This window comes from Pyxidicoccus fallax (assembly GCF_012933655.1).
Taxonomy (GTDB): domain Bacteria; phylum Myxococcota; class Myxococcia; order Myxococcales; family Myxococcaceae; genus Myxococcus; species Myxococcus fallax.
The window spans coordinates 1-25172 of the sequence record NZ_JABBJJ010000031.1 but is presented as its reverse complement, the minus strand read 5'-3'; the positions used below and the strand labels follow the sequence as shown (position 1 = coordinate 25172).

General features: G+C 70.7%; 21 protein-coding genes. 9 read left to right on the top strand and 12 right to left on the bottom strand.

All coding sequences use genetic code 11. The annotated features are described in order from the left end of the window. Nucleotides 1–46: 46 nt before the first annotated feature. Nucleotides 47–1714 (bottom strand): sensor histidine kinase, encoded by a 1668-nt coding sequence (locus tag HG543_RS09410; protein ID WP_169344368.1) that lies wholly within the window; start codon nt 1712–1714, stop codon nt 47–49. Nucleotides 1715–2404: 690 nt separating this feature from the next. On the opposite strand from HG543_RS09410, the gene HG543_RS09405 reads away from it, so the two are divergent. From HG543_RS09405 to HG543_RS09395, 3 genes are read left to right on the top strand one after another with little or no spacing between them, the layout of a single operon-like run. Beyond that, the gene (locus HG543_RS09405) at nt 2405–3397 is read left to right on the top strand and encodes a beta-ketoacyl synthase N-terminal-like domain-containing protein (protein ID WP_169344367.1); all 993 of its coding nucleotides are present in this window, start codon (nt 2405–2407) and stop codon (nt 3395–3397) included. After that, nucleotides 3394–4314 carry an AHH domain-containing protein gene (locus tag HG543_RS09400; RefSeq protein WP_169344366.1) on the top strand — a complete coding sequence of 307 codons (921 nt, stop codon included), beginning with the start codon at nt 3394–3396 and terminating at the stop codon, nt 4312–4314. Before HG543_RS09405 ends, HG543_RS09400 begins: the two co-directional genes overlap by 4 nt. 18 nt (nt 4315–4332) lie before the next feature. Then, complete coding sequence (locus HG543_RS09395) at nt 4333–4911, top strand: imm11 family protein (protein WP_371876496.1); 579 nt, start codon at nt 4333–4335, stop codon at nt 4909–4911. A 503-nt stretch (nt 4912–5414) separates the two neighbouring features. Here HG543_RS09395 and HG543_RS09390 read toward each other — a convergent pair. Further along, nucleotides 5415–6110 (bottom strand): acid shock protein, encoded by a 696-nt coding sequence (locus tag HG543_RS09390; RefSeq protein WP_169344364.1) that lies wholly within the window; start codon nt 6108–6110, stop codon nt 5415–5417. A gap of 102 nt (nt 6111–6212) precedes the next feature. Between HG543_RS09390 and rdgC the strand changes: the two genes are divergently transcribed. Beyond that, complete coding sequence (rdgC, locus tag HG543_RS09385) at nt 6213–6863, top strand: recombination-associated protein RdgC (RefSeq protein ID WP_169344363.1); 651 nt, start codon at nt 6213–6215, stop codon at nt 6861–6863. After that, complete coding sequence (locus HG543_RS09380; protein ID WP_169344362.1) at nt 6850–7539, top strand: hypothetical protein; 690 nt, start codon at nt 6850–6852, stop codon at nt 7537–7539. The genes rdgC and HG543_RS09380 overlap by 14 nt, the downstream gene beginning before the upstream one ends. A 55-nt stretch (nt 7540–7594) precedes the next feature. On the opposite strand, the gene HG543_RS09375 is transcribed toward HG543_RS09380, so the two are convergent. The 4 genes from HG543_RS09375 to HG543_RS09360 all read right to left on the bottom strand — a co-directional run bounded on the left by HG543_RS09375 (nt 7595) and on the right by HG543_RS09360 (nt 11330). Next, on the bottom strand, nt 7595–9319 hold the full coding sequence (locus HG543_RS09375; RefSeq protein WP_169344361.1) for a PA14 domain-containing protein: 1725 nt from the start codon (nt 9317–9319) through the stop codon (nt 7595–7597). 101 nt (nt 9320–9420) lie between these two features. Continuing rightward, nucleotides 9421–10110, bottom strand: a complete 690-nt coding sequence (locus tag HG543_RS09370) for a VTT domain-containing protein (RefSeq protein ID WP_169344360.1) — start codon at nt 10108–10110, stop codon at nt 9421–9423. Next, nucleotides 10103–10534, bottom strand: coding sequence for a GAF domain-containing protein (locus HG543_RS09365; protein ID WP_169344359.1), 432 nt, complete (start codon nt 10532–10534; stop codon nt 10103–10105). The genes HG543_RS09370 and HG543_RS09365 overlap by 8 nt, the downstream gene beginning before the upstream one ends. A gap of 73 nt (nt 10535–10607) precedes the next feature. After that, complete coding sequence (locus HG543_RS09360) at nt 10608–11330, bottom strand: hypothetical protein (protein WP_169344358.1); 723 nt, start codon at nt 11328–11330, stop codon at nt 10608–10610. A gap of 202 nt (nt 11331–11532) precedes the next feature. Here HG543_RS09360 and HG543_RS09355 point away from each other — a divergent pair, with 202 nt between their 5' ends. Continuing rightward, complete coding sequence (locus tag HG543_RS09355) at nt 11533–13752, top strand: hybrid sensor histidine kinase/response regulator (protein WP_169344357.1); 2220 nt, start codon at nt 11533–11535, stop codon at nt 13750–13752. A 42-nt stretch (nt 13753–13794) separates the two neighbouring features. Here HG543_RS09355 and HG543_RS09350 read toward each other — a convergent pair whose 3' ends face one another. From HG543_RS09350 to HG543_RS09340, 3 genes are all read right to left on the bottom strand, one after another. Continuing rightward, nucleotides 13795–16071, bottom strand: coding sequence for a zinc-dependent metalloprotease (locus tag HG543_RS09350; RefSeq protein WP_169344356.1), 2277 nt, complete (start codon nt 16069–16071; stop codon nt 13795–13797). Nucleotides 16072–16259: 188 nt separating this feature from the next. After that, complete coding sequence (locus HG543_RS09345) at nt 16260–17105, bottom strand: hypothetical protein (protein ID WP_169344355.1); 846 nt, start codon at nt 17103–17105, stop codon at nt 16260–16262. A gap of 56 nt (nt 17106–17161) precedes the next feature. After that, nucleotides 17162–17584, bottom strand: coding sequence for a hypothetical protein (locus tag HG543_RS09340; protein WP_169344354.1), 423 nt, complete (start codon nt 17582–17584; stop codon nt 17162–17164). 144 nt (nt 17585–17728) lie between these two features. Between HG543_RS09340 and HG543_RS09335 the strand changes: the two genes are divergently transcribed. Next, entirely contained in the window at nt 17729–18736 is a 1008-nt protein-coding gene (locus HG543_RS09335) for a cupin-like domain-containing protein (protein WP_169344353.1), read from the top strand. An 18-nt stretch (nt 18737–18754) separates the two neighbouring features. On the opposite strand, the gene HG543_RS09330 is transcribed toward HG543_RS09335, so the two are convergent. Continuing rightward, nucleotides 18755–18925, bottom strand: a complete 171-nt coding sequence (locus HG543_RS09330) for a hypothetical protein (protein ID WP_169344352.1) — start codon at nt 18923–18925, stop codon at nt 18755–18757. 123 nt (nt 18926–19048) lie between these two features. Between HG543_RS09330 and HG543_RS09325 the strand changes: the two genes are divergently transcribed. After that, nucleotides 19049–20032, top strand: coding sequence for a cupin-like domain-containing protein (locus HG543_RS09325; RefSeq protein WP_343073309.1), 984 nt, complete (start codon nt 19049–19051; stop codon nt 20030–20032). Beyond that, the gene (locus HG543_RS09320; RefSeq protein WP_169344350.1) at nt 20029–20886 is read left to right on the top strand and encodes a JmjC domain-containing protein; all 858 of its coding nucleotides are present in this window, start codon (nt 20029–20031) and stop codon (nt 20884–20886) included. Before HG543_RS09325 ends, HG543_RS09320 begins: the two co-directional genes overlap by 4 nt. Before the next feature lie 71 nt (nt 20887–20957). On the opposite strand, the gene HG543_RS09315 is transcribed toward HG543_RS09320, so the two are convergent. Continuing rightward, nucleotides 20958–22211: a hypothetical protein gene (locus HG543_RS09315; protein WP_169344349.1), complete on the bottom strand. Its 1254-nt coding sequence runs from the start codon at nt 22209–22211 to the stop codon at nt 20958–20960. A gap of 58 nt (nt 22212–22269) precedes the next feature. Continuing rightward, nucleotides 22270–24987 (bottom strand): CHAT domain-containing protein, encoded by a 2718-nt coding sequence (locus tag HG543_RS09310; RefSeq protein WP_169344348.1) that lies wholly within the window; start codon nt 24985–24987, stop codon nt 22270–22272. Nucleotides 24988–25172 lie beyond the last annotated feature (185 nt).

The window sequence follows — 25172 nt, the reverse complement described above, 5'->3', positions numbered from 1 at the left end:
GCTTCACGCGGTACTGGAGCCAGGGCGAGCGGCTCGTGCTTCGGACCTACATCTCACCAGGGGCTTCCTGCCGCGGTGGGAACGCCACCTCCCGGTGGGTCTCTCGCAACTCGGGGAGCGTCACGGCGAAGGTGGTGCCCCGGCCCACCTCGCTCTGCACGTCGATCCGCCCGCCGTGCCGCTCCACCAGATTCCGGGTGATGTAGAGCCCGAGCCCCAGTCCTCCAAAGCTCGTCGCCAGGGTGGTGCGGGCGCGGAAGAAGCGCTCGAAGAGCTCGGGAAACTGCTCGGCGGGAATGCCGACTCCCTCGTCCGAGACCGACACGCGAGCCTCCCCCTCGTCGCGCGTGAGCTTCACCCTGACGGCTCCGCCCTCGGGACTGTATTTGATGGCGTTGTCCAGGAGGTTGTTGAAGACCTGCGTCAGCCGCGCCTCATCTCCCTTCACGAAGACCTCCCCTTGCGGAAGCTCCAGGGTGAGGTGGTGACGAGGCGAGAGGGGGCGGAAGCTCGCGATGACTTCGGCGAGGAGCGAACCCAGGGTGACGGGGGCTTGCTGCAGCTCCAGGTGACCCCGCTGGATTCGGCCGACATCCAAGAGGTCATCGACCAGTCCGATGAGGCAGGTGACCTTGCGCCGGGCACGCTGGAGATGTTCTCTCGGCGTCTCCCGCCCCGATTGGTGTTTCCGCTCCATCGCTTCCAAGGTCAGTGAGAGGGACGTCAAGGGCGTCCTCAGCTCATGGGAAGCCACCAGCAGGAATTCGTCTCGGAGCCGCAGCGCTTCCGAGGCCTGACGGTAGAGTCTGTCCAGCTCCACCAGCTGCGCCTGATTGGCTCGGGCGCTCGCGTTGAGCTGGTCCACCATGCAGTTGATGCCCTCGGCGAGGTCGCCGAGCGTATCGGGCTGCTGCACCGGGATGTACCCCACGTTCAGGGTGGACGAGCGCTCGACCACCCGGTCCACGGCCTTCCGGATGGCATTGACCTGCCCGGACACGGCCTTGGTGACGAGGAACGCGCTCATGGGGGCCCAGACCAGCGCGGTGAAGGTGAAGAGGAACATCGTGCCGGGCGTTGGCGAGGGAGCAAGGAACGCGCAGGCCATCCAACACGTCGGCGTCAGCGCGAGGCAGGACGTGAAGATCAGCAGCCTTTTCCGGAAGGAGATGAGGCGGGGCAGGGAGAGCAGGTTCCGCTGACGGGCGACGAGCGAGAGCTCCCGGGTGGTGGGCGCGAGTCGCCAGATGAAGAGTGGAGCCGCCACGACGGCCTTGGCCGAACACGTCGCGAGGACGATGAGGCCGGTGAGCAGCAGCTCTCTTTCCCCCAGGCTCACCCGCTCCGGCAGAAGCAGCGCCAGCACGGCGACCAGGCTCGACAGCGCGAGGGCCCAGGAGCCTATCCACATCACGGTAAACCATCTGGGAATGTAGTAGGCGCGCACCAGGGCCTGATGGATGACCGCGTCCGTCTCGTCGCGAGTCCCTCGGACGCTCTGCCAGCGCTCTACCGGCTGCAGGGCCCACCGAAGCAGCAGGACCAGCAGGAGCTCCTCACAGGAGAAGATGACGAGGGCGACCGCGACATAGGCCTCGGTGGCCTGCCAGGCCGACAGTGGAAGGAGCTTGGCGTAGCAGATGGCGGTCAGGATTTCGAACGGGATGCCAATGACAAGGCAGTCGATGCTCCTGCGCGTCCATAGCTTCCGCATCCAAGCCATGACAGAAGACTGAAGCTGGAAGCGAGCGTCGGGGAGTGAGGCTCCGACAGGCCTCCCGCATCACCGCAGTCCCGCTTCCCGACCAGGAGCATTGGCGCGGTAGACCGCTCCAGCACACGCCAAGCCCCCTGCGTACCCGGGGGCAGGCGTGCAGGATGAAGGTGGTCAGGCTCCATGGCGTGCTCGGCGAGGGGGGAAGGGGTTCGCTGCTCTCGCGGTGGGCCTGCGCCCTGAGCCGGCGCTTGTCAGGGCGATCTCCAGGGTGGGGCCCGACACAAACCCCGTTAATACAGCCGGTCAGGCTGAGATAGATGCGCTCGCTATCGCCTTCTGGGATGCGATAAATACATAGCGGCACCTGCGCTTCGAGGGCTACGTGCGCTCCATGACACGCCATGGCACCACCTTCGTGCCCGGGGGCAGGCGTGCCGGATTCATGTGGCCAGGCTCCATGGAGTGCCCCGCGAGAAGGTTCGACCAAAGACCACGCGCGTGGTTGACCGACCGTCTCAACTCCCGTGGCGGCTTGAGTGGGGCGCGAAGAGCGTGTCATCATTGGGCATTCGCGGGGGGCTTGTGGTGAGGATTGAGTCCATCGGAATGAGTTCCTGCCTGGGTCCAGGGGTGACGGCATGCGCGGCCTTCAGGGCTGGCATCATGCGGCACCAGCCCTCGGAGGAATTGACGACGTTCGCCCCTGGTGACCGCGAGGCTCAGCCCGTCAACGTCTGCGCGATTCCGGGAGTCACCCTGGGCTTCTCGGGAGTGGGCCGGCTCGTTGCCATCACCGAGGACGCACTGGCAGATCTCGCTGCAAGGATCTCCCTGACTGCGCTCGGCCGAGAGGCGGGAGTTTTTCTCGCTCTTCCTGACATCTCCGTGCCTGGAGCCTCTCCTCGGAGCCGAGCCGCCACACAGGAGGCGCTGGGACGACAAGTGCTGGGACGTGCCTTGGAGGTACACAGCGTGTCTTGGTCCGAGGACCGCTGGCGCTTCTTCACCGGCGGCTCGGCGGGCTTCGCACTGGCCCTGGCCGCCGCGCGACAGGAACTGGAGCGTCGCACCTTCGATGTGGCTGTGGTGGGAGGGGTCGACTCCCTCCTGGAACCCGAACACCTACGCTTCCTGCTCGCTGAGCGGCGCCTCAAGACCGCAGACAACCCTGTCGGACTTCTACCCGGCGAGGCGGGGGCCTTGCTCGTGCTGCGCGCCCGCGCGCGAGGAGGAACCGGCGGCAGAAACCCCCAGGTCGAGTTCACCGCCGTGCATACCGCCGTGGAGCCGCGCGCATGGGAACCAGGGGCCATGCCCGATGGTAGCGCCCTCGCCACGTGCGTCCTGAACGTGCTCGGAGCTTCCCCTGAGCAGGACGTAGTCTTCCTCTGTGACCTCAATGGTGAGCAGCGCCGCGCCTGGGAGTGGGGCTCCGCACTGGTACGTCTGAAATCGCACGTTCCATCATTGGGAGATTCACCTGCGTGGGTGCCCGCCACAAGCTTCGGAGACATGGGGGCCGCCTATGGAGCCGTGGCGGCCTGCATCGCGTTGAGAGCCTTCGAGCGCCGCTACGCGCCCGCTCGCCGGTTCGTCGTCGTCTCGCAATCAGACTCGGGAGACCGCTCCGCGTTCTCGCTGGCCGCTGGCGGCCTTTTCCGTGGAGGAGGTCCTGTATGAGCAACACGCGCAGGGGTGGACTCGGGACGATGACGCTCAATGTCCTCATGCAGGGCGCATACGAACTGTATGGGCAGGGCGTTGCCAACGGTCGCTCCAACATCCGGGACCTGGGGCCGAGGCCCGGTAGTTCCGGCGCCATGAAGCGGAACGTGGCGCGCAAGCAGCAGGTGAACGAGACCCACAAGCGACGCAAGAACGACAATGGCGATGATTCCGGAGGCCCTCATGCCAGTTCGTTGGCGCCGTACAAAGCCATTCTCGGCAAGGGCACGAACTACGCCCGGAACGGTGCCACGTACATCCGGAGCAACCGTGCCAGCGAGTACAGCACCTTCGAGCACCTGGGCCCTGCGGATTTCCAGGCGAGCGTCGCTGCCCACGCGAGCATCGTACAACCGTCCAACTTCAATCCCACCCTGAGCGGTCAGACACTCCCCTATCTATGGCAAGCCCACCATATGATTCCTGGAGAGGCTTTCTATACCGAGGATTCCTCGGGGAAGCCTGTCTTCGATAAAGCGGAGAACTTCGACATCCTCCTCCAGACTCCCTATGACATCGATCATGGCCACAACCTGATCATCCTCCCCAACATCTCCTGGGCCGTTCCCGTCCACTCGCTGCTGCAGCACCCCAACAACCACAACGGCTACACGCTGGATGTCATGCAGGGGCTCAAGAGCATCGACTCGGCCATCGACACGCTGCGCGGGCAGGAGAAGCCTCACGAGGACATCGTCGCGAACGTCTTCGATGACCTGAAGAAGCTCGAAGAGAACCTCTGGACTGGCCTGCTGAGGCGCTCACGCAAGGCTGTCCGTGGCGCGGCGGAGGGACAGCGGTATGACGGCGCATGGTGCCGGTGGCAGACTCAGAAGGGGCGGGATTATGGAAGCTGGCCGGCCCTGTGGTGAGGATGAGAGGAATGGCGCATGACTTTCTGGGTGTTGTCGTCCAGGAATGACGGGGCGGTGCTTGACGCCTACCCGGAAGGCCCCGATGGCTGGCGATATCTCGAGCCCCAGCCGCTCGCTCATGAGTTCCGGGCAGGAGCGGTCATGGGCTTCTCGCCCAGCTTTCCAGACCGGCGGAAGACCTACGACTTCGTCACCAACGTCCTGGGATTGCAGGTCGTCTCCGAGCGTGTTCGCCGTGTCGTCAGTGAACTGGCGCCTCAGGACGCAGAGTTTCTGCCCGTCACTCTGGTGGACCACAACAAGGATGTGGTCTCGCGTGAGCACTTCATCATGAACCTGCTCCACCGCCGTGAGGCCATCGACCTGGAGCACTCGGATGTCGTGATGAGTTCCATTCTCAAGACGGAGATTCAGTTCGTGCACGGGCTGGCGCTCAAGCGGGACCATCCCTCCGACGGCTCCCACGTCTTCCGGCCCGTCCACCTGCGCAGCCACGCCTTCGTGGATGTCACCCTCCGGGAGGCGCTCGTCCAGGCAGGTCTCAAGGGCTGCCGCTTCCTGGCCGCGCACGGTTGGGATGGTGATGAGGACTGAGGGGCCGCGCACATGGAGATCGACTTCACGTTGCTTCGTGAGGAGGCGGGCGCCACGGTACGCGCCCTCATCGAGCACATCGGCCGAGGTGACGGAGAGCGGGACACTCTTGTAAGCAATACCCGGGAGCTGTGCGAGAGCTTCGTCACCATTGCCGCCGCCACACTGCTGCTCGAAGGGCGCACCCAGCCCTTCTTCATGAACCTGTGCCGGTCGGCGGAGAACTGGCGGCGCCTCCTCATCCACCTGGAGCAGCGTGGCCTGACACCGGCTCCCGCCTCATGGGGCCTCACCCCACTGGCGGGCGCGGTGGTCGCCTGTCACTGGGAGCTCGCGGCCGAGATTGCCGCGCGACTCACGTCACGTCGGTGCGAAGAGGAGGAATACGCGCTGGAGTTCGCGTGGGTGCACGCGCTCGGAGCCCTGGTCCTTCACGATTCGGAGCCAGGGTCTCATCATGGAAAGCCCGGCGCCCGCGAGGGATGGCCGGGCTTTTTGCGTGCTCAGAACCGCCCGGCGACTCCACCCATGAAGCCCCCGCGCGGCGTCGTGCCGAACGTGGGCGCCAGCAGGCCGCGCGAGTCCGTCCGGGAGAGGCGCGGCGGCGACGGCACCGGGGGAAGCTCGAGGCTCCGCGACAGCTCGTAGCCCGCCATGGCACCCAGGGCGGGGAGGCTGAACAGGGCGGCGGTGCCCAGCGTGTCGTCACCCCCGGCCGCGGCGACCACCACCCCCGAGCCCGTGCCCAGCAAGGCGCCAAGCAGCGTGCCGAAGAAGCCGCCGCGGCCCTTCATCAAGCTGCCCACCGCGTACGTGGTGATGGCGGCGCCGAGCGTCATGCCGCCCAGGCCCATGACCACCGTGGAGTTGCAGTCGCCTTCGGAAATCGCGCATTCGGTCGTCACGACGCCGAGCACCAGACCCGCCAACCCGCCCACGAACATGCCCGCGCCGCCCGACAGCGTCTCCACGATGACTCGCGTCGGGGCGGGCACGCCCGGGGCCTCCCCGGCCTTCACGGGCGCGTCCGGCGCCTCCTCCGGCGCGGGCGGCTCCAGCTCCACCTCGTCCGGTGCCGACACCAGCGGAGGCGCCACCACCGGCGCGTCCTCCGGGGGCGCGGGTGTGACGGTGTCCTGGGCAAGCCCGACGTGGGGCAGGAGCGCACACACCAGCACGAGGGCGAAGAGTCGGGACATGGGCGGACGGTACCGCGAATTCCCGGCGAGGTGCGCGGGGGCCGTCCAGCGACAGGGAGTGCCTTGACGGCGAGTCGCGGTCCCCCCATCCTGCCGCGCCCCATGCCTGTCCTTCGTGGTGCTGTCACCTTCTCGCGCTTCCGGGTCGAACCGGCGAAGGAAGCGCCGTCCGACATCAAGCGCTGGCTCACGCGCGGCCTCAAGTCCCACGCGTTCGAGCCCATCGACCGCCGCTCCGAGGAGGAGCGCGCCGTGGGCTTCGTGGAACTGGAGAACGCCGACTCGAGCGAGTTCCCCACCAGTCGCCTCTTCTACGGCGAGTACGCGCTCTTCGCCTTCCGCATCGACACCATCAAGGTGCCCGCCGCGGCCATGAAGGCGGAGATGACCAAGTGGGCCTCCGCCTTCGAGAAGGAGAACGACCGCCCGCCCAGCCGCGCCGAGAAGAACACCTTCAAGGCCGAGGTGCGGCAGATGCTCCGCAACCGCGCCACGCCCCGCACCGCCCTGCTGGACGTCAGCTGGAACCTGAAGTCGAACGAGATGCAGATCTGGGCCACGTCCCGCAAGGTCGTGGATGAAATCTGCATCGCCCTGGAGAACGCGCTCAGCCTGAAGTTCACCGGCCTGACGCCCTCCGACGTGGCGCGCACCACGGGCATCGACGAGAAGTCGCTCGGCCCCACCGCCGAGTTGATTGGCATGGACCTGCCCGCGTCGGCGGTCGAGGAGGTGTCTCGTGTCGAAGCGTGAGCAGGCTCGGGCCGAGGCGGCCTTCATGCGGGGCGACGTCGGTGTCGACGGCGCCGCCACCGAGGAGACGAAGGACGAGGCCGAAGTCGAAAAGGGCAAAGCCCGCGAGGCGCTCCTGCGCGGCCGGGCCTACCTGGGTCGCGAGTTCCTCACGTGGCTCCTGTGGCGCTCCGAGTCGGGCGACGTGCTCATCGAGCACGAGGGCGAGGGCGTCATCGTGCTCTTCATGGGCCGGGTGGTGCTGCGCGGCGTGGCCGGCGACGTCACGGAGATGAGCGCCAAGGGCACGCTGGCCCCGTACTCGGAGAACGTGAAGCACTCGCTCGACAAGGGCCTGCTGGTGGCCCAGGCGCGCCTGCGCCTCACCAACGGTGAGAAGGAGTACGAGGTCACCGTGGATTCCGAGTTCCTCGACATCCGCGCGGCCAAGCTGCCGGCGCTGATGAGCGAGGAGGAGGACGACCAGATCACCGAGCGCCTGTTCCTCACCGAGCAGCTGTCGGCCATGTTGGACACGCTGGTGAACGACTTCCTCGCCATTCGCGCCGGCCGCAACTGGAGCAAGCAGGTGGTGCCGGCGATGAAGGCGTGGATGCGCGGCGAGGAGAAGGGCGCGGATGCCCTCTCCAAGGCCTCCCGCGCCAAGGGCCGCGAGGCCCGCGCCGCGCGGAACTGATTCGCCGAAGCGAAGCCGGGCGCGCCCGTGTGAGCGCGCCCGGCGGGACTTCAACTCACCGCGGGGTGCACACGCTGGCGCCCTCGTTCCAGAGGGTGACGTTGCCCACCGGGTAGACGGAGCAGAGCCCGCCGCAGCAGTCCTCATCCGAGACGCACTGCGAGCCCAGGGGCCGGCACGTGAAGGTGGGCGGCGTGGTGAGCGCGGAGGAGGGAATGGGCTGCAGCGCGATGCCCGGCCCGGACCAGGCCAGCTGCGCGTGGGCGGTGCCGTAGGCCTCGAGGTACTCCATCACCAGGTCATGCCGGCTGCCGGCCGTCATGGACACCGTGGTGCTGAGCGTCTGCCCGCCTTCGTCCACGTGCATCCAGTTGTCCAGGAGCAGCGTGCCGTCCAACCACAGCCGCACGCCGTCCTTGGTGTTGGTGCGCAGCGTGTACGTGCCCGTGGCGGGCGCCGTGAGCGTGCCCGACCAGCGCGCGGACCAGCGGTCCGCCGGCACGCCGGGCGCCGGAGCCGCGGTGCCCCAGTCATGGTTGATGGCGCTCTCCTCGCGCACGACGACGCGGTTGTAGAGGAACTCGTGGGTGAAGTACTCGGCCTTCACGCCGGGGTACCCCTCGAATACCTCGGGGGTGCAGACGGAGTCGCCCTCGTTCCAGATGGTGACGTTGCCCACCGGGTACACGCTGCACCTCGCGGAGCGGCACTGCGCGTTGCTGGAGCAGTGCGCGCCCAGCGGCCGCGGCAGGTCCCGCATGGACGTCTGGAGGCGGGAGGCCGGCACCGTCTGCACGGGCTGGCTGGGGCTCTCCCACCGCAAGAGCAGCGAGGAGGCGGCGTCCCCGTCGAAGTACTCCACCACGAGGCTGGCGGGGATGCCGGCCGACAGCCGGATGCTCCCGGCGTTCTGCCGCGCGGTGCTGCCGGGCTCCATCCAGTCGTCCACCACGAGCTGGCCGTTCACCCACAGGCGCACGCCGCCGGTGGCGGTGGTGCGGAAGGTGTACGTCTGCGAGTACGCGGGGGTGACGGAGCCCTCGATGCGCGCGCCGAACATGTCCGCGGGGATGCCGGGCACGGGGGCGCCGGTGCCGTGATTCACATCCACGGTGGACAGGTAGCGCAGCACGGGCACGCCCGTCATGCGGAGGTTGGGGAAGAAGCGCGCCGCCAGCCCCGGTTGGGTCGTGGCGAACTGGAACACCACCGCGTACTGCGCGTTGGTGCCCTGCGCGGGCGGGGCCATGCCTCCGCCCAGCACGAGCGTCCCCGCCGGCACCGACTTCACGTACACCTTCATCGGCGTGGAGGGATTGCTCGTCGTGGAGGACGGGTCATTCGTGGCGAAGTTCTCGTCCGTGAGCGCCCAGGTGCCGTCCGCCAGCCACGCCGGCAGCACGGTGGTGCGGCGGTCCATGGCCACGTAGACGGTGGCGGCGCTGTTGAGCTGCAGCCGCACCTGCTCGGTGCCGGTGTACTGCTTGTCGTCGTTCGCCGCCTGGAGCAGCACGCCGCCCTGCAGGCGCGAGGACAGGCCGGTGATGTTGTGCGTCGTCCGGTCGACGTAGAGCCGCGTGCCCACGTTCGCCGTGGCGAAGGTGTAGGGCTTGCCGGTGGCCACGGACACCAGCGTCACCAGGCCATTGCTGGACGTCTGCGCCTGGGTGCTCGACTCCAGCGGGGCACCGGGCTCGGGCTCCATCGAGGGGCCGCAGGCCAGCAGCGCCGTGACGGCGAGCAGGCCGGCCGCGAGTTTCAGGGTGTGGGGATGTCTCATCGAGGAATTCCTCTCAAAGGGGGAAGTCCCAACATGCGACGAGGGCCCCGGGAGAAGGAAGTGACAGGAGGCGCCGTGACATGGAATTGCAGCGCCTGTTGTCACAACTTTTCCGCGCGGCTGGAGCCCCGGCGCACCCACGCGAGCGCCAGGCCCGGCACCAGTACCATGCCCGCGAAGAGGACGACGAAGGACTCCCACTCCGCCGCCGTGGCGCCCAGCGCCGCGTACGTGGCGGACACGCCCAGGTTGGCCAGCGCGCACACCGTGAAGAAGGCGCGCGGGGGCATGCGGCTGGTGCCCGCGAAGACCACCGACGCCTCCGCCAGCACCGGCACCGCGCGGAACACCAGCAGGAACCAGGGGCCCAGCCGCTCGGAGGAGCGCGCCAACCGCGCCACCTCCGCGTCGCCCGTCATGCGCCGCAGCGCCGCCGTGCCCGCGCGGGCGCCCAGCACGTAGCCCACCGCGCAGCCGCCCATCATTCCCAGCCACGCGGTGACGAGGCCGCCCCAGAAGCCGAGCAGCCCACCCGCCGCGGTGCCCACGAAGCTGGAGGGCACCGGCAGCACGACATCTCCCGCGAGGAGCCCGCCCAGCAGCAGCGCCACGTGCCATGCCGGAGGCCGCGCCGACAGGAAGCCCTGGGCGAGCGCTTCCAGCCTCTCGCCGAAGAGCGCGAAGGGCACCAGCACGCCGGCCAGCAGCAGCGCGCAGAAGGCGGCCCAGCCGACCACCACGCGCGTGCGCGAGAGGGGCGCGCGCGTCAGGTGCCGGGGAATCTCAAACATCCGCGTGTGGCAGCCGGGCCGCCGCGGTCATCAGCGCCTGCTCGCGCTCGACGGGGAGTTCACCCTCGGCCATGAAGGCGATGCCCACCACCGCGCGCACCTGCCCGGCGGCGTCCAGCACGGGCAGCGCCACGGCGGCGCGCGCATCCACCGCCTTCGCGCCCGGCTTGATGCGGCCGGTGTCGTCCTCCTTCAGGTTGCACGTCTGCACCGGCGCCTTGCGCACCTGCGCCAGGCCCGCCATGCCCTTGCCGTGGGGCACGAACCGCACGGCGTTCAGCACCGGCGGCGGGATGTTGAGGGACGCCACCAGCTCCAGGTCCGTGCCGCGCTGGAGGTGGATGGTGCCCGCGGCGGCGCCGTGCTCGGCGGCGAAGGACTCCAGCCACGACTGGTACGAGGGGTGGTTCGCGTTCGCGCTCATGGCGGGGGCGACTGTGCGCGCCCGTAGCGCGACGAGTCAACGCGGCGGCGCCCGTTTATGCGGCAGTCGACGTTCAGGGGCTGCCGCGCATGCCGAAGATGGGAACCCACCAGTCCTCCACGCCGCGCATGCGCACGAGGCCGGTGCCGGCGGTGAGCTCCAGGAACTCGCCGCCGCCGAGGTCGAACTGCCCCGCGAGCGCCACGCCCCCATAGGTGGCCGAGGCGGTGCGCTGCTCCGTGAGGATGAGCCGGTGCACGCCGAGGAAGGGCACCACGCCCACCACGGTGCCCTCCATGCGCAGCGCCAGCGACGCGGAGGCCTCCACGCCGAGGATGCTGCTGGGGCCGCCCTTCGCCCCGAAGCCGAAGTCCGTCGCCCCGCGCAGCACCACCGCGGGCGCGAGGCTCACGTCTCCGAGCTGGAGGTACTGGGACAAGCCCAGGGACAGGCCATAGCCGGGCACGGGGACGGGGCAGGTGGCCTCCACCTCGTCACAGCCCACCTCGCCCTGGAGGCCCACGTGCAGGCCGGTGCCTCCGCCGAGCGGCACCAGCATGTCCCCGTCGTAGGCCACGGCCCACTGGGGCGTGGAGAAGGGGGCGCGGTTGCCCTGGAAGTGCTCCGGGTCCTGCAGGGGCACGGACAGCCGGGGCCCGGTGCGCACGCCCGCGCGCGCCGTCACCTGGCCCGGGTTTCCGGGCACCAGCCGCACGGCCATGGGGCTCAGCGTGGAGGGCGCGCAGCCAGCCAGCAAGGCGAGCACCGCCCCCAGCACCCCTGTCGCGGCTCTCACGGCGGCCCCCTTCCCGGCGTGTGGCCGGTGTCGGATGCAGGATACCGTGTCGGAGTCCACGGTGCTGATGGGAGACTGTTCAACTCGTGCCATTCCGTTGCACCAGGGTGCATCCCAACTCCTCCTTCGGGCAGGATGCGGCGCGGTACCGCCGGACTTCTTCATTCTTCCCCACGTACGCGTCGTTCCTGGAGCCCGGTTGATGAAGGCCCGCCCGCTTCGTTCGCATCTCGCGCTGCTCGCGCTGGGACTGCTCATCCCGCTCGTCCTGTTCGCCGCGGGCACCGTGCATCGGTTCGCCACCGTCCAGCGGAGCGTGCGTGAGCAGGGCATGCGCGAGACGGCCCGGGCCCTGGCGCTGGCCGTGGACCGCGAGCTGGGCCAGTCCATCCGCGCGTTGGAGGTGCTCTCCCACTCGGAGCCGCTGGCGCGCGGGGACTTGAAGACGTTCTACGTGACGTGCAAGGCGGTGGTCCGCTCGGGGCAGCCATGGAGCGCCCTGTCGCTGGTGGACTCGCGGGGACGCATCGTCTTCACCACCGACCAGCCCTTCGGCGAGGCCGTGGCCGGCGGGGGCGACCGCCCCTACGTGCGCGAGGTGCTGGAGAAGGGGCGGCCGGTCATCGCGGACTTCCCCCTGAACCGGAAGCACGGGCCGCTCGCGGTGGTGGTGGCGATGCCGGTGCGCTCCGGGACGGCCATCACCGGCGTCCTGGTGGCGCTGTACTCGATGCGGCACTTCGAGACGCTCTGGTCCGACCAGCGCATCCCCGCGGAGTGGGTGGGCACGCTCGTGGACGAGGTGGGCATCATCCTCTCGCGCAGCCGCGGCGCGGAGCGCTACGTCGGCACCTCGGCGCGCCAGGAGTTCATCGAGCGGATGCGCTCCGTCTCGCCGGAGGGGTTCTTCCCCACGACGACGGTGGACGGCATGGAGGTCTACACGGCGGTGGCGCGCTCGCAGCTGGTCCCCTGGACGGTGGCCTTCTCCGCGCCGCACGACGTCATCGCCGCGCCGGTGGACCGCTCGCTGCTGGGGTTGCTCGTCGCGGGGGTGTTGTGCTGCCTCATCGCCGCGGTCTGGGCGTCCTGGGTGGGACGCCGCATCACCCAGCCGCTGAGGGCCCTGGCCCGCGCGGCCACGGACAGCGCTGCCACGCCCGCCGCCTTCACCCACATGGGGCCCACCGGCGTCTCGGAGCTGGAAGGGCTGCGGGTGGCGCTCGCGCGCACCACCTCGCTGGTGGCCGAGCGGGAGGCGGCCCTGCGCGCGAAGATGCTCGAGGCCGAGTCGGCCCGCGCGGAAGCCGAGTCTGCCAACCGCGCCAAGGACCAGTTTCTCGCCATGCTGGGCCACGAGCTGCGCAACCCGCTGGCGGCCATCACCAGCGGCGTGAAGGTGCTCTCCGTGGCCCGCGACGACGCGCGACGCGAGCGCACCCGGGCGCTGGTGGAGCGGCAGGCCCTGCACCTGGCCCGGCTGGTGGATGACCTGCTCGACGTGGCGCGCGTGAGCAGCGGTCGCATCACCCTGCAGAAGGGGCCCATGGACCTGTCCGACTGCGTGCGCCGCGCCCTCGCCGCGCTCGAGTCCTCCGAGCGCACGCGGGCGCACCAGCTCGAGGTGGACGTGGCGCCGGCGTGGCTGTCGGGTGACGACAGCCGCCTGTCCCAGGTCGTCACCAACCTCGTGTCCAACGCCCTCAAGTACACGCCCGAGGGAGGCCGCATCCGCGTGAGCACGCGCGAGGAGGGCGAGCACGTGGTGCTGGAGGTGTCGGACACGGGCGTGGGACTGCCCGCGGATGCGCTGCCGCGCGTCTTCGACCTGTTCTTCCAGGAGGACCGCTCGCTGGACCGCTCGCAGGGAGGATTGGGCGTGGGCCTCACGCTGGTGAAGCGCCTCGTGGACCTTCACGGCGGCACCGTGCGGGCGTCGAGCGAGGGCCCCAACCAGGGCAGCACCTTCACCGTGCACCTGCCTCGCGGCCTCGTGGAGGAGGCACCTCGCGCGCGGAGTGGCGCGGTGCTCTCCGCCTCGGGTCGCCGCCTGCTGCTGGTGGAGGACCACGCCGACAGCCGGCACGTGGTGCGGCAGCTCCTGGAGGCGGAAGGGCACACCGTCTTCGAGGCGGAGGACGGCCCGTCCGGGCTGGCGCGGGCGCGCGAGCTGCGGCCCGACGCCGTCCTCCTGGACATCGGCCTGCCGGGGATGGACGGCTACGCGGTGGCCCGGACGCTGCGCGCCACACCGGAAGGGCGCGGACTGCTGCTCATCGCCCTGACGGGGTATGGCCTGCGGGAGGACCGCCTCCGCGCCCTGCAGGCCGGCTTCGACGAGCACCTGGTGAAGCCGGTGGACATGGCCCGGCTGCGTGAGGTGCTGGCGGCGCGCGAGGCCCCGGTGGAGGCGGTCTCCTGAGCCGGCCGCGCCCCCGGGCGGGAGCGCGGCCTCGGGCCTGCTTCAGTTGATGAAGTACGGCGACGTCGCGCGCTTGATGCGGTTCACGAGGTCCAGCACGACCAGCCGCTCCCCGCCGCTGAGGTCCGGCAGTGACGCCTCCAGCGTGGCCTGGGCTTCCAGGAGGATGTTGTAGGCTTGGTAGCCCTGGAGCTTGTGCAGCACGTCCACCGCGACCCGGCGCGAGACAGGTGAGCGCACGCCGTCCACGTTGAGGAGCATGCCCCGGAGCTCGGAGAGGATGAGGGGCGCCAGCTGCGCGTCCGGGTAGATGTCCTGGTTGAAGGGGCCACGCAGCTCGGGCGGGGTGATGAAGGCCCGCTGCATGACGAGGCGAAGCATGGCGTCGGCGACAGGGCCGTAGGCCGGGTGGAGGGCGAGCCGCTCCGGCGGAATGGGCGGGCGCACCGCTTGCGTGAGGTAGTTCCACCCCTCGAGCTTCTCGGCGTTGCTCCGCCCCACGCGGACGTACTTGAGGACAGCTTCGACGGCGGTGTAGTCCGGCATGACGTCCTGCCCCACGAGCGCGTACGAGAGCCACTGCGTGTAGATGGCCGCGGACCAGTAGCGGAACGGGTCGACGAAGCGGTCATAGCGGTTGCAGTCGGGGTCCACCAACGCGTCCTGGTCGTTGCAGAACGGCTCCTGGGGCAGGCTGCTGGACAGCCCGTACAGGTAGCGGACCGCCGCGACGTCGTACGGCCCCGGCGTGTCGCGGTACGGCGCGTCCACGGGATGGATGTACTCCATGACGGAGCTGGCGGGCAGGAAGTACGAGCCCTTGAAGTTGTGCCGCAGCCCCAGCGTGTGGCCAATCTCGTGCAGCACGAGCTGGGTGAGGGCGCGCTCCACCTTCTCCTTCTTCGTCAGCCGGGGCAGGGGCTCCGCGAGTGCCCCTTGCGTCTCCTGGGCCGGGTGCCGGTGCGAGTCCTCGAAGGTGAAGGACTCCGAGCAGAGCCACCGCGGTGCCAGGCCGTTCCACGACAGCCGGACTTCCCTGCCGGGAGCGGGGGAGGAGGGCTCCACGGGCGACTGCTCGGCGAGGCCGGGCGCGGGCGGGTCGTCGCGGTAGTAATTGATGAAGCTCTCGATGTAGCGGCTGCCCAGGTACACGGAGGCGCCGCGCACCTCGCCGGTGTTCGGGTTGGTGTACCAGCTCGCGCCAGCGAAGTTGTACGTGCGGTCCGGGTCGAGGATGAAGCTGTTGAGCCCGTCGTCCGAGAAGCTCTCGTCCGGGGTGGCGATGCGGGCGGTGAGCACCTGGAAGCCGAACGCGGCGTTCCAGCCCTCGATGCCGCGCTTCATCGCGCCCACGAGGTCATAGTCCTGGAAGCGCGGGTCCTGCTGGAGGCGGAGCACCGAATCGGTGATGACCCATTCAATGGGCTTCATGCCGGGCTGGATGGCCCACTTCGCGACGACCTGCTTGCGCACGCCCCCGGAGTTGGGGATGAGCATGGGCTCGCCGCGGAAGTAATGCTCCCGGGCGGGCAGCGCGGTGGGGACGTACCCCGGGCTCTCCTGGTACTTGCGCAGCGAGAGGGCCAGCGTGCCGGAGATGCGCAGCGGGTTCTCCTCCACCGCCTCGTTCTCGGGAGGCAGGTCCGTGGCCGCCCAGTCGCCGTAGCCGGTGAAGACCTGCTCGTAGGCGATGCCGTCCGCCATCTTGCGGAAGCGCTGCGCCAGGGACAGCTCCACGCGGAACGGCCGGGCGCCCGCCGCGCCCTCGCGGTCTCCCATGATGCCGAAGCGGTTGAGGCCGGCGGTGGGGTCGAAGAGGACGTAGTCCTTCGCGCGGGGGTGGAGGTTGAATGCGGCATGGTCCGTGATGATGGGCCACGCGTCGACGAGCACCTCCGGCGCGAACAAGTCGCTCTGCACCTTCCGGTTGTCCACGTCGAACGCGTACAGCCGGCCGTTCTGCACCTCGAAGGACACCACGCGCGCCCCGAGCGGGTACGCCGCCCCGCCCTGGATGTGTTGCGGCCACTGGGTCTTCAGATAGGCATTGAGGAAGTAGCGCTCGTCCAGGTCGCGCTTGCGGATGGCGAGATAGAAGGTCTCGCTTCCGTCTCCCCGGAGCGCGAGGGTGTCACCGAGCCCGGCCTTGAGCTGTGTCTGTGCCGCCGCGTCCAGCGCCTTCGGCACCGCGACGAAGGAACCGTCCAGGTCGAGGGCCGGCTCCGGGGCGCGTTCCGACTCACAGCCCGTTCCCAGCAGGGACAAGACTCCGAACAACACCAGGAGCCCATGGCTCCAGGAGGGTGATGGCTTCCGCATGGTGTGACTCCTCCGCACGACAGGGACGCGAGCCTGGATTCATCGGCTCACGGCCGCCGCACAACGGAAGGAGTGACAGCGCATATCGGACTGGTTTCGCGCCGATTTCCGTCGCCAACCTGTCGCAAATGTAATGCGACTTCAATTCCCCGAGCCCGTTCTCACGGGGGGCTTTCGCGTCGACGGACTCACGGCGGCGGCGGCGCGAGCGCGCGGAAGCCCTCCGCGATGGCGAGGCCGATGTTGCCCAGCAGGTCCTGCCGCGCGTTGACCACGTAGAGGTACGGGGTGAGGGCCCAGACCTCCCGCTGCACGCGCCGGGGCTCGGGCGGAGGCTGCGTGCTCAGCTCCGCCTGGAGCAGCGGCAGCACCTTGTCGGACAGGCGCAGCGCGGTGTCCATGACGAAGATGGCCAGGTGCGGGCGCAGCGCGCGCACGCGGCGGAAGAAGGCGCCGACCTCGTCGGGGGCGAGGTGCTTGGGCGGGGAGGACTTCATCTCCAGGTAGAGCAGCCGGCCCTCGGCGGCGGCCACCACGTCCAGGTCTCCGCCCACCTCGGGCGCGTGGAACTTCACGCCGACGGCCACGTCGAAGCCGTAGCGCCCGCGCAGCTCGCGCGCCACGTACCACTCCAGCGTGCCGCCGAAGCTGGCGGCGGGATGGCGCAGGCGGTAGCGCCCATCCTCCTCGCGCGACGCCAGCTCCAGCGCCACCAGGTCCTCGGCGAACGTGGCGGCCTGGGACTCCTCCAGGTACTTCGTGGCCTCCGCGGGAAGGAAGGGGCCGCGCCGGAGGATGGCGCCGCGCAGGAAGAGGCGGAAGGCATAGTGGCCGAGCCGCTCCACCAGCCGCTCGACGCGCTCCTCCTCCATGTCCGCGGGGAAGGGCAGGTCCAGCGGGGCGACGGAGGGCTGGAAGCCGCGGCGCACCAGCATGGCGAGCGCCTCGCTTCCGGGCGCCAGCAACCGGCGAGGCGATGGCGGGGCTTCGGCCGCGCTCAGCTCCAGGTCTCGGGCCGTGGGCAGTTCCTTCATTCCGCAAACCTAGCCCGCCGCGCGGTCCCCTGCCCATGGACCCCCGCGGGCCGCGCTCATTGGACGAAGACGGGGCAGTAGCGCAGCAGCTCCTGCACGGGCGGCTGGCACAGCTGCACCCCGCGCCAGGACTCGATGAACGTCCTCCGCCGCGTCTGGAGGTAGCACGTAGCGGGGTCGTCCTCCGGGGTGGAGAACTGGCAGAGCTGGACGGCCTGGCCCTGCGTGAGCGAGCCCTCGTCCTGGACGCGCAGGAAGCACTGGGCGGGGGCGGTCGACCGGGCGCCCCGGCACAGCTGCGTGGCCGCGTACTCGTTCGTCAGCCCCGAGTCGAGCACCATCCGGTAGCAGGTGAGCTGCGGCGCCTGCTCCTGGGCTCCGGCGTCCGCCGGCACCGCGAGCCCAAGAAGGGTGGCGAGCAGCGCCGAGCCGCCTGCCGCATGACGGAAGAGCCGGGACGTGCCGCTGCCTCGCTTCATTCGGACCTCCTTCCGGAAATCTAGGTGTCCGCGTGTCGCCGGAGCGGCGCGGCGGCCGGGGCTCGGCCCCGCGCGGGGCGGCCAGTGGAGTGCCCGGCTGGCCGCCTCCCGTTGGAGTAGAGTCCCGTGGGGAGGGGGTGACGCATGACGGAGGCGACGTCCACGCTGGCGCCGGAGTGGCGGGCGTGGCTGGCGGAGAACCTGGTGCTGGGCGTGGCTCCGGAGCGGCTGGAGGGCACGCTGGTTTCTTCCGGTGTGTCCCCGGACGTCGCGCGGACCGAGGTGGCGTCCGCCCGCGAGCACCCGGCGGTGGAGGCGGGACGCCAGCGCGCGCGGTTGCACGGACGCGTCCGCTCGCTGCTGGACTCCAGGGTGGCGCTCCACCGGCAGGGCGGCTGGCACCAGCGGCTGGAGCGCCGCCGGGGCGTGTCCGCCCGCGAGCTGATGGAGCGCTACTACCTCGCGCACCGGCCCGTCATCCTGGAGGACTTCATGGACGGCTGGCCCGTGCTGGAGCGGTGGCAGCCGCGCGCGCTGGCGGAGCGCTTCGGCGACGTCGAGGTGGAGGTGATGGCCGGCCGCGAGTCGCGCGCGGACCATGACCTGGAGCCGGAGGCCTGCCGCACGCTGATGCGCTTCGGCGAGTTCATCCGCCGGCTGCTGGAGGGCGGCCCGTCGAATGACCTGTACCTCACCGCGCGCAACTTCGCGCTGGAGCGGCCGGAGCTGCGCGCGCTGATGGAGGACCTGCGCTACCCCGCGGGCGTGCTGCGGGAGACGAACCTCGTGGGCGCCGTGAAGTTGTGGGTGGGGCCGCGGGGGACGAAGACGGCGCTGCACCACGACCTGGGCACTGTCTTCTTCGGGCAGATTGCCGGGCGCAAGCGCTTCCGGCTCATCCCCTCGTTCCAGACGCACCAGCTCTACAGCCAGCGCGACGTGTGGAGCCAGGTGGACGCGGACCGCCCGGACCTGGAGCGCTTTCCGCTCTATCGGGAGGCGGATGTGCTGGAGACGGTGGTGGAGCCCGGGGAGATGTTGCTCATCCCCGCGGGCTGGTGGCACCAGGTGACGTCGCTCGACGTCAGCGTGTCCGTCACCTTCCAGGAGTTCGACGTCCCCGGAGGCAATACCTGGTGGAGGCTGCGGTGAGGCGCCGGTGCGCGGCGCTCACTTCTTCAGCGGCGGCGTCGGGGGCGGCGGCGTTGGCCGGGTCCGCTCCGTGGTCGAGTCCGGCTGGGTGGCCGGGTTCGGGTTCGGGACGATCATCTCCCGGCGCGTCGGCGGATTGGGCGGCGGGTTGGGAACAATCTTCGGAAGAGGATCCGTTGGCTCTTTCATGGGGCTCCAGGAAGAAATGCGCGGCCAGCGCCACTGATATAACGCACGGTGCACGTGATGCGACCTGACGAGCGCCTCTCGCACGCGCGACGTGCGTGGATCGCGGAAAACCTGACCCGCGGAGTGTCTTCCCGTCGCCTCGTCGACGTGTTGCGGGAATCGGGCCTGACGGCGGACGCCTCGGCCGCGGAGGTGGAGTCCGTCGCCGCCCACCCCGCGGTGCGCCATGCGAGCGCGCATGTCTCGCATCGCCAGACATTGGAGGCGCTGCTGCGAGCCCGGGCCGTGCTCTATCGGAACGAGCAGGGTGGGAGCGAAGCGCCCCGGGTGGAGCGACGAAGACACCTTCCGCCGGAGGAGTTCTTCGAGCGCTACTACCTGCGCAACCGGCCCGTCATCGTCGAAGGGCTCTTGGAGGACTGGCCCGCGCTGTCGCGCTGGACGCCGGAGTGGCTGGCGGAGCGCTTCGGCGACGAGCCGGTGGAGGTGATGGCGGGCCGCGAGTCTGACGGGGACCCGGACTTCAACGCGGAGCGCCTGCGGCGGACGCTGCCCCTGCGCGAGCTGATTGCACGGATGCGCGAGGGCCGCGAGACGAATGACGTGTACCTCGTGGCGCGCAACAGCCTGCTCTTGCGCGAGGCCTTCCGGCCGCTGCTCGCGGACCTGCGGGCTCCGGTGGGGTACATCCACCCGGACATCGCGACACCGGACAGCGTGCACCTGTGGTTCGGTCCGGCCGGGACGCTGTCCAATCTCCATCACGACCACCTGAATGTCTTCTTCTGCCAGGTGCTGGGGCGCAAGCGCTTCTGGCTCGCGCCGTCGTGGGAGACGCCCTGGCTCTACAACGACCGGGGGCTGTACAGCGCGGTGGACATCCGCGCGCCTGACCTCGAGCGCTTTCCGGACTTCGCGCGCGCCACGGTGCACACGTGCGAGGTGGGGCCGGGGGATGCGCTGCTGATTCCGGTGGGGTGGTGGCACGCGGTGAAGGCGCTGGACGTGAGCCTGTCGGTGACGTTCGTGAACTTCGACGCGGCGGCGCGCAACACGCACTGGCGGGACTACTGGGTCGGCCCTCGGCCGGAGGAGGTGGAGCGATGACGGGAGAAGGTGGCGGCGCGGGGCTCGCGCCCGAGTGGCGGCGCTGGGTGGTGGAGAACCTGCTGCGGGGCGCGGAGGAAGCGGACCTCGTGGCGGTGCTCGAAGGCGCGGGCGTGGACGCGGAGGTGGCGCGCGCGGCGGTGCGGGCCGAGGCGGAGGACCCGTGTTTCGAGGGGACGCGGAAGGCGGTGGCGCTGCAGCGGAAGCTGGAAGGGCTGCTGGACCTGTACGGCGACCTCTATCGGCAGGCGGAGGGCCATGCGCGGGTGGATTGCCACGAGGCCCTGTCGCGGGAGGAGTTCCTCGACCGCTACTACTTCCAGAACCGGCCGGTGGTGCTGCGCGGCGCGGAGGTGGCGGAGGCGGGGCGCTGGGCACCGGAGCGGCTCTCGATGTGGATGGATGGGGCCCGCTCGGTGTCACTCGCGGAGCATGCGGACCTGCGCCCGCTGTTGGACTTGCTCCGTCCTCCCATCGACTTCGGTGTGGCGGACGGACGTCCGGTGCTCACGGTGGAGGCGGAAGCTGCCGAGGCGCCGGATGCTCCGGTGCGGGAGAACGTGCTGGTGCACCAGGTGCATGGCCGGCGGCGGTTCCGGCTCGCTCCCGTCTTCGAACTGCGCCGCATGGCGGGTGAGCCCTCGGAGGCGGAAGCGGTGCCGCGCCTGGAGGTCGAGCTGGAGCCGGGGGACTGGCTGCTGCTGCCCGTGGGCTGGTGGTACGGCTACCGGGTGCAGGAGGAGAGCGCCTCGGTGTCCTTCGCCGCCTTCGCTGGCGCGACACCCAAGGTCATCTGGGAGGAGGAGCCCGCGCCGCCCGAGCCGACGCCTCCCCCGTGGCATCGAGCCGGCTGAGCAGCAGCCGTCGCGCCAGTCCGCCCGGGGCCGGCGCGGCCGCCTTCTGGCTCACGCGCCATCGTCTCGTCTCAGCGGGACCACAGGATGCCCAGCTCCGGCACCTGCTCCGTCTTCACGGTGATGCCGAACTCCCCGCGCAGCACGTTCACCTCCCAGAACCGACCGTTCGCGCGCAGGGAGCCCATGAGCCACGGCATGACGTGATGCAGGTAGCTCCGGCGGAAGGAGGACTCCGGCCCCAGCATCACCGGCTGTACATCCGGCTCGGGCAGCGGCATGTCGAGCATGACAGCCTCCGCGCGGAAGCTCGGGTCGTACAGATACAGCCGGCCGCCGTCCTCCAGGAAGCTGACGCAGTGGCCATCCTCCAGGCCGGCCAGGAAGCAGTACCGCGCCTCGTACCGGCCGAGCAGCTCCACGGGCTCGTCCGGCGAGAAGGGATACTTGAGGCTGTCGTTGTACCGGCCCAGGAACCGCGTCAGCCGGCTCGGCTCGAACTGGTTGAGCCCCGGCGCCGCGGCCACCATGCCCTCCCAGCGCACCTCGCCCGTCTGGGAGTCCTTCGTGGAATGCAGGTGCAGCGTGCGCCCCTCCAGCGGGACGCCCTGACACCCCGCGAGCTGCTGGAACAGCTGCGTCCATCCACCGCACATGCCGCCACCGACCAGCAGCATGTGCCGCACCGTCCACGCGGGCACGCCGTACCGCAGCCGTGTCTCCGGCAGGCCTCGGAGGATGGCGTCGCAGATGTCCTTCCGGTTCTCCAGTCCCGCGCACCACCGTGATGCCCAGCGCAGGAGCGGCACATACACCCCCGTCGGAGGCGCCCCCGGCAGCCCATGCGCCATCGGCGCGCCCGTGGTGTGCAGCTCGTGCCGCGAGTCACCGAGGAAGAGCCGCCGCGCGACGCCGCGCTCATCCGTCCACTCCGCGTACCACTGCAGGTCCAGCGCGTGCGCGCCGATGCGGTTGGGCAGCGCGCGGTTGAAGACCACGGACTCGGGGAGCGTGGTCCACCCGGCCCGCCGCTCCAGGCGCACCGGATGCGGACCCAGCCACCGGGTGGTGCCCGCACCGTCGAGCGCCGGGCCGAAGGCGCTCAGCTCGAAGGTCTCCGGTACGAAGTGGTGGGCCAGCAGGGTGACGCGCACGGAGGGCCGGGTGCCGCGGAGGTATGCGGCGGGCTCGGCGCGGCGCTCGCGAATCCACTCGGGCAGCATCCCCAGCCGCGTGTCGGTGACGGGGTCCCACAGCGCAATCGCGCCACTGTCCCCATGGTCGAAATGCAGGCTGTACACAGCCAGCGGTCCCGCGTCGAACATTCCACTTCCCCCTCTACCGCCCGCACAGCCACCGTTCCCCGGCCGGTGCGACGGCTTGCTACTCGTACAGCAATACCCGCGTCACCCACCGCGCGCCGGGCTCCTCGCGCAGCCAGCGCAGGCGCTCCTGGCGAAGGGCGAGCGCGGGCCGGGTGCCGGTGTGGATGCGCTCGCGCACCGCCTGGAAGAAGCGCCCCGCCGAGTCGGGGATGTCCACCGTCGCCGCGAGCACCGCGCGCGCCCCGGCGTCGACGAACGCCTGCGGCAGCGAGGACGTCTGGTGCAACAGGGGCGGCAGCCGCGCCGCGCTGCACGCGCCCAGCAGCACCACCGGCGCGCCCTCCAGCCGCGTCTGGCGAATCTCCTCCGCGGTGAGCGCGTAGCGGCCGTCATGCTCCGGGGCCAGCGCAATCACCGTGGCCTCCGACAGGCTCCGGTCCACCAGTCCGTGCGCGTGGAACTCGATGTCGGTGGCGCGCGTCATGGCCTCCAGCACGCGCGAGGGCGTGGCGTACATGCCCGTCAGCTCCAACGCGTGCCCGGCCGGCGCGGGGGCGGACTCCCACGACGACAGGCGCGCCAGCCGCAGCGTGCCCGGAGTCTCCACGTTCGCCACCACCACGTGCAGCGGGTCACGGGTGGGGGAGGGCGCCCGCGAGGACGCTGTCCCCACCCGGTAGCGCCACGCCATCTCTGGCGGCAGCAGGCCGGAGCGGCTGTCCAGCGGGGGCGCTGCGAGCACGTCCACCTGCTCGCAGCTCCGCAGCAGCGCCACCAGCTCGCGAGGCACGAGGCTGGACAGGTCCTCCCCCAGCGGCTCCCGGCGGGAGGCGTCATGGTGGCCGCGCACCTCGCCGTTCGGTCCGCGCGCCACCACCACCGTGCGCTCCTGGTCCAGGGCGGCGGCCAGGACACACCGCTCGGGCGCGGTGACGCCGAGCTGCTCGGCCACCACCTGGGGCACCTCCTCGAAGGCGCCCGCGCTCCCGGCGCTCACCGCCAGCGTCTGGTACGCCACGGCGCGGGCGTCGCGCGCGTCCGCGTGGGTGCGCAGGAGCGGCTCGGCCTCGGCGATGGCCTGGCGCAGCAGGACCTTGCCCTTCTCGCGGTCCCTCACCGAGGTGAAGCGGCCGGCGATGAGGGTGGCCAGTACGCGGCGACCCGGAGGGTCCCGGTCCGGGTGGACCAGCGCCAGCTCCCGGCGCAGCACCTCCTCGTCGGAGGGCCTCGGGTCCACCCGCCACAGGTCCGCCAGGGTCCACGCGCCAATCAGCGCCACGGAGGGCGTGCACTCCTGGGCCCTGTCGAGCGCCAGCCGCGCCTCCGCGGGCCGCAGCCGCATCATCGCCAGCGAGGCGAGGTTGCGGTGGACGTAGTTGCGCGCGTCGCAGTCGCCGGGGCTGCGCTCCAGGAACTCGTCCAGGTAGGCCTTCGCGGGCGCCACGCGGTACTGGTAGCGCGCGGCCTGGCCGAGCGCGCGGATGGAGAACCCCTCCTGTCCCCACTCGCCCAGGCGCCTCGCCTCGCGCCAGCTCGCGCGGGCCAGCTCCTCCGCCTCCGCCAGCCGGTTGGCGGAGGTGGCGTACTGGCTCATCCGCCGCTGCAAATCCAGACACCGCAGCCCCAGCTCCTGCTCACGGCAGAAGCGCAGCGCGTCCCGCAGGCGCTGGGTGGACTGCCAGGATTTGCCGGCGACGTCCTCCATGCGCGCCACCTCCTCCTGCGCCAGCACGGCCAGCCACGGGTCCTCGGTGGCGCGGGCGAGCGCCTCCACCTCCGCCGGCTCGCGGGGCACGTCCGTGCGCAGCAGCAGCGCGCCCAGGAGCAGGTCCGTCTCGCCCGAGCCACGCAGCTTCTGGACGAAGGCGGCCGGAGTCGGGTGGGCGCGCCGGACGAGCTTCGTGTACTCGAGGGCCAGGGGCCCGCGGCGGGAGAAGTCCCGCGCGGCCGCGCGCCGGGTGAGGTTCACCAGCACCGGGACGCCCCCGAAGGCCCGGTCCAGCAGCTCCGCCAGGGGGAGGAGGGCGCGGACGCGCGCGGCCGTGGGCGCGGTGCGGACCGCGTCGTAGAAGTGCGCGCGGGCGGTGCCGGGCAGGCGCCTTGCCTCGTCCAGCGGAATGGGCGCGGCCGGGTCTCCCACGAGCGCGAGCACGGCGTCGCGCGTCTTCATCCACGCGTCGGCGCGCTGGCGCTCGGAGGCGCGCAGGGTGCGTGCATGCTCCTGGGCCTCGGTGCTCCAGCCGGGCTCGCCCAGCTCTGCCACATCCTCGAAGGCGGAGGCCGCGAGCAGGTTCAACCCCAGCTCGCGCAGCACGAGCGCCCGGTTCCACAGCGCCTGTGGATGGCGAGGCGAGACGTCCAGCGCGCCATCGAGCAGCGTCAGCGCCTCGTCGTGGCGGCCCAGGAGGAAGGCCGCGGCGGCGCGGTCGCTCTCGCGGTGGGGCGACGCGGGCGCCAGGCTCAGGTGGGCCAGCGCCTGCTGCGGGTCGCCATGGACGAGGTACGAGGCCGCGACACCGGCGCGGTCCCCGAGCGCCTCCAGGCGGGCCAGCTCCCGCAGGGGAACGGGCGTGGCCTGCTCCACCCCGCGCATGGGGACGTAGGGGCGGTGCACGTCCGCGGGCGCCACGCTGAGGCGTGGCTCGATGGGCCGCATGTGCGTCGTGGTGAGCCAGATGCGCGACGTGCCACGGTCCTCCGCTGGCGGGCTGGACCCGGGAAGGAGGAAGCCCCCCAGGGCGAGCAGCGGCAGGAGGTACCACGCACGAAGGCGCAACGGGCCTCGCCGCGGTGTCCGCCCCCCTCGGTGTGGTGCTTCCAGCTCCCCGGCCATTCGCTGGACCTCTCTGGAGTCCCGCCGTCGAGGGTTTTCCGCCCTTATCTTGAGCCAATCCGAGCTTCCGGAACAAACCGGCCCCCCGGAACAGTGTCGTCGGGCCCCTCGAAGGGGTGGGGCGGGAG

Coding starts and splice junctions, on each gene's coding strand:
- HG543_RS09410 (WP_169344368.1), bottom strand. CDS start 1,714: ATGCGGAAGCTATGGACGCGCAGGAGCATCGACTGCCTTGTCATTGGC.
- HG543_RS09370 (WP_169344360.1), bottom strand. CDS start 10,110: ATGTTTGAGATTCCCCGGCACCTGACGCGCGCGCCCCTCTCGCGCACG.
- HG543_RS09355 (WP_169344357.1), top strand. CDS start 11,533: ATGAAGGCCCGCCCGCTTCGTTCGCATCTCGCGCTGCTCGCGCTGGGA.
- HG543_RS09315 (WP_169344349.1), bottom strand. CDS start 22,211: ATGTTCGACGCGGGACCGCTGGCTGTGTACAGCCTGCATTTCGACCAT.
- HG543_RS09320 (WP_169344350.1), top strand. CDS start 20,029: ATGACGGGAGAAGGTGGCGGCGCGGGGCTCGCGCCCGAGTGGCGGCGC.
- HG543_RS09375 (WP_169344361.1), bottom strand. CDS start 9,319: ATGAGACATCCCCACACCCTGAAACTCGCGGCCGGCCTGCTCGCCGTC.
- rdgC (WP_169344363.1), top strand. CDS start 6,213: ATGCCTGTCCTTCGTGGTGCTGTCACCTTCTCGCGCTTCCGGGTCGAA.
- HG543_RS09365 (WP_169344359.1), bottom strand. CDS start 10,534: ATGAGCGCGAACGCGAACCACCCCTCGTACCAGTCGTGGCTGGAGTCC.
- HG543_RS09390 (WP_169344364.1), bottom strand. CDS start 6,110: ATGTCCCGACTCTTCGCCCTCGTGCTGGTGTGTGCGCTCCTGCCCCAC.
- HG543_RS09395 (WP_371876496.1), top strand. CDS start 4,333: ATGACTTTCTGGGTGTTGTCGTCCAGGAATGACGGGGCGGTGCTTGAC.
- HG543_RS09330 (WP_169344352.1), bottom strand. CDS start 18,925: ATGAAAGAGCCAACGGATCCTCTTCCGAAGATTGTTCCCAACCCGCCG.
- HG543_RS09400 (WP_169344366.1), top strand. CDS start 3,394: ATGAGCAACACGCGCAGGGGTGGACTCGGGACGATGACGCTCAATGTC.
- HG543_RS09335 (WP_169344353.1), top strand. CDS start 17,729: ATGACGGAGGCGACGTCCACGCTGGCGCCGGAGTGGCGGGCGTGGCTG.
- HG543_RS09350 (WP_169344356.1), bottom strand. CDS start 16,071: ATGCGGAAGCCATCACCCTCCTGGAGCCATGGGCTCCTGGTGTTGTTC.
- HG543_RS09340 (WP_169344354.1), bottom strand. CDS start 17,584: ATGAAGCGAGGCAGCGGCACGTCCCGGCTCTTCCGTCATGCGGCAGGC.
- HG543_RS09345 (WP_169344355.1), bottom strand. CDS start 17,105: ATGAAGGAACTGCCCACGGCCCGAGACCTGGAGCTGAGCGCGGCCGAA.